The sequence below is a fragment of the Pseudonocardia sp. genome (assembly GCF_050246655.1).
Lineage (GTDB): Bacteria > Actinomycetota > Actinomycetes > Mycobacteriales > Pseudonocardiaceae > Pseudonocardia.
Genome location: NZ_JBFWVQ010000216.1, coordinates 1 through 4,442, shown reverse-complemented (window position 1 = coordinate 4,442; position 4,442 = coordinate 1). Strand labels below are relative to the sequence as shown.

Here is a 4,442-nt window from a genome sequence, read left to right as displayed (position 1 = left end):
AGCCGCCGGAGCCCTCCACCGGCTTGAGCACCAGCTCGTCGAGGTGGTCGACGGTGAAGGCGCGCTCGTCGTCGAGCCAGCAGCGGTAGGTGGAGACGTTGGGCAGCAGCGGCCGCTCGTTCAGGTAGTAGCGCACCATCTCCGGCACGTACGTGTAGACGAGCTTGTCGTCGCCCACGCCGTTGCCCACTGCGTTCGCGATCACGACGTTGCCCGCCCGGGCCGCGTTCAGCACCCCCGCCACCCCGAGCACGGAGTCCGGGCGGAACTGCAGCGGATCGAGGAAGTCGTCGTCGATGCGCCGGTAGACGACGTCCACCGACTGCTCGCCCTCGGTCGTGCGCATGTAGACGACGTTGTCGCGGCAGAACAGGTCGCGGCCCTCGACCAGCTCCGCGCCCATCTGGCGGGCCAGCAGCGAGTGCTCGAAGTACGCCGAGTTGTAGACGCCCGGGGTGAGCACGACCACCGTCGGGTCGGCCGCGTTCGCCGCGGCCGCCGCGCGCAGCGCCCGCAGCAGGTGGGTGCCGTAGTCGCCGACCGCGCGCACCTTCTGCCGGGTGAACAGGTCCGGGAACACCCGGGCCATCGTCCGGCGGTTCTCCATCACGTAGGACACGCCCGACGGGTTGCGCAGGTTGTCCTCCAGCACGCGGAAGGTGCCCTGCTCGTCGCGGACCAGGTCGATGCCCGCGACGTGGATCCGCACCCCGTTCGGCGGGGTCAGCGCGTGCGCCTCGCGGTGGAAGTGCTGGCAGCTGGTGACGAGCCGGCGCGGGATCACCCCGTCGCGGACGATGTCGGCGTCGCCGTAGATGTCGGCGAGGAACGCCTCCAGCGCGATCACCCGCTGCACGATCCCCTTCTGCAGCCGCGTCCACTCCGAGGCGCTGATCACCCGCGGCACCAGGTCCAGGGGGAACGGGCGCTCCTGGCCCGACAGGGAGAACGTGATGCCCTGGTCGGTGTAGGCCCGCCCGAGCGCCTCCGTGCGCGCCGCCAGGTCCGCCGGGGACGACGGCGCGAGCGCCTCGTGCAGCGCCCGGTAGGCCGTGCGCACCGCGCCGTCGGCGGTGAACATCTCGTCGAAAGCGTCCGGGTGCGGACGGTCCGGTGCGGCGTAGTCGGCGAAGAGGTCCGCCGACGGTTCGTCCTCCGGCTCCGGGGTGCGTGGTGACGTCGTCGCCCTGCTCACGCGCACGCACCCGCCCTCATCGCAGCCCTCCTCGCAGCCGTGCACATCCGCCCCCGGCCATGCGCCGGGACCGCCGATCTCGGGCGACATCCTGACCCAGAGCGGCGTCGCTCGGCCAGATCGAACCGCGACGCAACTTGGCGTTCACCGCACGCGGTTGCCGCACCGGACGCCCTCCCCGACCATCGGAGCCCATGACCTCCACCCTGAGCCGTGCGCACGCCGCCGACGCCGTCCTCGCCGCCAAGCGCCGATCCGGGCTGCGCTGGGCCGATCTCGGCGCCGCGATCGGCATGTCCACCGAGTGGACGACCACCGCCCTGCTCGGGCAGCACACGCTCACCCCCGCGCAGGCCGCGACCCTCGGCGAGACCCTCGGGCTGGACGGCGGGGTCGTCGAGGCGCTGCTGCTGCCGCCCGTGCGCGGCGCGGCGGCGGTCGACACCTCGGAGCCGATCGTCTACCGGCTCCAGGAGATGGTGCAGGTCTACGGCAGGGCCATCGCCGAGCTCGTCCGCGAGGAGTTCGGCGACGGGATCATCAGCGCCATCGACTTCGAGATGGACCTCTCCCGCGTCGCCGATCCGAAGGGCGACCGCGTCCGCCTCGTGCTGAACGGCAAGTTCCTGCCCTACCGGACGTGGTGAGGGGGCCGCTGCGGGCGTCTGTAGGATGGTCCGTCGAACGCCCGGTGTGACCACACCGCCGCCGGAGCCGTACCCGGACCTACAGCAGGAAGAACTCGAGGCAGTCGCGTGGCCAACATCAAGTCCCAGATCAAGCGGGTCAAGACCAACGAGAAGCGCCGCCAGCGCAACAAGTCGGTGCGCTCCGCGGTCCGTACCGCCGTGCGGAAGTTCCGCGAGGCCGCCGAGGCCGGCGACACCGAGAAGGCCGTCGTGCTCCAGCGCGACGCCGCCAAGGCCCTCGACAAGGCCGCCAGCAAGGGCGTCATCCACGCGAACCAGGCCGCGAACCGCAAGTCGGCCATGGCCAAGCGCGTCAACACGCTCTCGGCCTGATCCTCCCTCCCGCCCGCCGCCCCACCACCTGGTGAGGCGGCGTTTCGGCGTGTGACCCGCCGAACGTGCGCCCCGGTGGGCCCAACGCACGCTCGACCCCGCATCCGCCGGACGTGCAGCCACGCAGGCCGCCGGCGGACCCGGCGCAGGCTCGGTGCGGCAGCTCCCGGCGACACCGCACGCCGTGGGTGCCCGTCCGCCGCCGACACCCCGAACGCGCCGCGATCCTCAGCCGCCCGCACCCAGGCGGACGGCCCCGTCAGCGGCTCCCGCGCGCGTCGCAGATCCGCAGGACCGCCCGTTCCAGCGCGAAGTCGGCGTCCGCGGCGACACCCTTGACGTCGGCGTTCACCTCCGCCGCCACCCGGAACGCGGCCGCCAGCGCGTCCGGGTGCCAGGACCGCACCTGCGCCTGCGCCCGGCGGACCTTCCCCGGCGCCATGCCGAGCTGCGAAGCGAGCCGGTTCGGGTCGCCCCGCCCGGCCGCCCCGACCCTGGCCAGGGTCCGCAGGCCCGACGCGAGTGCGTCCGCCAGCACCACCGCCGGCACCCCGAGCGCCTGCGCCCACCGCAGTGCCTCCAGCGCGCCCGCGCGGTCGCCCGCCAGCGCGAGGTCGGCGATGTCCCAACCGTGGACCTCGGCGCGGCCGCGGTGATAGCGGTGCACCGCGGCGACGTCGACCTTCCCACCGGTGTCCGCGACGAGCTGCGCGGCGGCCGCCGCCAGCTCGCGCAGGTCCGACCCCACCGCATCGACGAGGGCCTCGTCCGCTCCGGAGGACAAGCGGCCCCCGAGCCGTCTGACCTCGGCCTTCACGAACGCGACCCGCTCGTTCGGCCAGCGGACCTGCGGGCACGTCGTGACCTCGGCGCCCGCCTTGCGCAGCCCGTCCGCGAGGGCCTTGTTGCGTGCCCCGCCCGCGTGGACGACGACGAGGACGATCCCTTCGGCCAGGTCGGTCGCGTGCCCGAGCACGGCCGCCGTCAGATCCTTGCCGGCCTCGTGCGCGGCGAGCAGCACGATCACGCGGGCCTCGGCGAACAGCGACGGGCTCAGGCTCTCCGCGAGATCGAGCGGCGTCAGCTCCGCGGCGCGGTAGCGCCGCACCTCGGCTGCCGGGTCGGCCGCCCGTACCCGCCCGACGACGGCCTCCACGGCCCGTTCGAGCAGGAGCTCCTCCTCGCCCACCACGAGGTGCACCGGTGCCGCGGCCGCCATGCCGCCATGCTCGCGCACCACCCCGACGATCGCCGACCCGGTACCCGGGGAGTGAGCGGGGTCGCACCGCGGCGGGGGAAGCCGCTGGGCAGGAGCCGACCTCGTGTCGTACCGTGTTGGTCATCCCCGCCTTCTCCGCGGCTTCGGCCACAGGGTTTCGCGGGTGCACAACCGCATATGGCTCATCCAGAGGGGCAGAGGGACCGGCCCGACGAAGCCCCGGCAACCGGCGTCGCACGTGTCCGCGTGCGCGAACCAGGTGCCAATTCCGACCCGTGGCTCACGGGGAAGATGAGGAGATCTTCCGTGACACTCACCGATACGACCCTGCCTACCGCCAAAGCGACGGCCGACCTCGACCTCGGTCCCGCGCGCGCCCTGTCCTGTCGCGAGTGCGGCCACGAGGTCCCGCTCGCCGCCGAGTTCGCCTGCCCGCAGTGCTTCGGACCTCTCGAGGTCGCCTACGAGTTCGGCACCGTCACCCGCGAGTCCATCGAGGCCGGCCCGAAGTCGATCTGGCGCTACCGACAGCTGCTCCCCGTCCCCACGGACGTGCAACGGCACCCCAACACGGAGCCGGGCCTCACCCGCCTGATCAAGGCGGACCGGCTCGGCGCCGCCCTCGGCCTGCGCAACCTGTGGGTCAAGGACGACACCGGCAACCCCACCCACTCCTTCAAGGACCGCGTCGTCGCCGTCGCGCTCGCCGCGGCCCGCGAGCTCGGCTTCACCGTCCTGTGCTGCCCCTCCACGGGCAACCTCGCCAACGCCGTCGCCGCGGCAGCCGCCCGCGCGGGCTGGGACTCCGTGGTCCTCATCCCGTCATCCCTGGAACGCGCGAAGGTCCTCACCACCGCCGTCTACGGCGGCACGCTGCTCGCCGTCGACGGCAACTACGACGACGTCAACCGCCTCGCCACCGAGCTCGCCGCCGAGCACGAGGAGTGGGCGTTCGTGAACGTCAACGTCCGGCCGTACTACGCCGAGGGCTCGAAGACGCTGGGCT

5 protein-coding genes and 1 riboswitch are annotated in these 4,442 nt (G+C 73.1%); of the genes, 3 read left to right on the top strand and 2 right to left on the bottom strand.

What is annotated here, in order from left to right; genetic code table 11:
• A partial coding sequence (locus AB7J25_RS30310; RefSeq protein WP_428514763.1) for a circularly permuted type 2 ATP-grasp protein occupies nucleotides 1–1,201 on the bottom strand: 1,201 nt, incomplete at its 3' end.
• A 188-nt stretch (nucleotides 1,202–1,389) separates the two neighbouring features.
• On the opposite strand from AB7J25_RS30310, the gene cynS reads away from it, so the two are divergent.
• Nucleotides 1,390–1,842, top strand: a complete 453-nt coding sequence (cynS, locus tag AB7J25_RS30305) for a cyanase (protein WP_428514761.1) — start codon at nucleotides 1,390–1,392, stop codon at nucleotides 1,840–1,842.
• A 108-nt stretch (nucleotides 1,843–1,950) separates the two neighbouring features.
• Complete coding sequence (gene rpsT / locus AB7J25_RS30300; protein WP_428514759.1) at nucleotides 1,951–2,217, top strand: 30S ribosomal protein S20; 267 nt, start codon at nucleotides 1,951–1,953, stop codon at nucleotides 2,215–2,217.
• Between the two features lie 259 nt (nucleotides 2,218–2,476).
• On the opposite strand, the gene holA is transcribed toward rpsT, so the two are convergent.
• On the bottom strand, nucleotides 2,477–3,436 hold the full coding sequence (holA, locus tag AB7J25_RS30295) for a DNA polymerase III subunit delta (protein ID WP_428514757.1): 960 nt from the start codon (nucleotides 3,434–3,436) through the stop codon (nucleotides 2,477–2,479).
• A gap of 179 nt (nucleotides 3,437–3,615) precedes the next feature.
• Nucleotides 3,616–3,734: riboswitch (SAM riboswitch) on the top strand.
• Between the two features lie 8 nt (nucleotides 3,735–3,742).
• Here holA and AB7J25_RS30290 point away from each other — a divergent pair.
• The coding region (locus AB7J25_RS30290) for a threonine synthase (protein WP_428514755.1) at nucleotides 3,743–4,442 on the top strand (700 nt) is incomplete at its 3' end.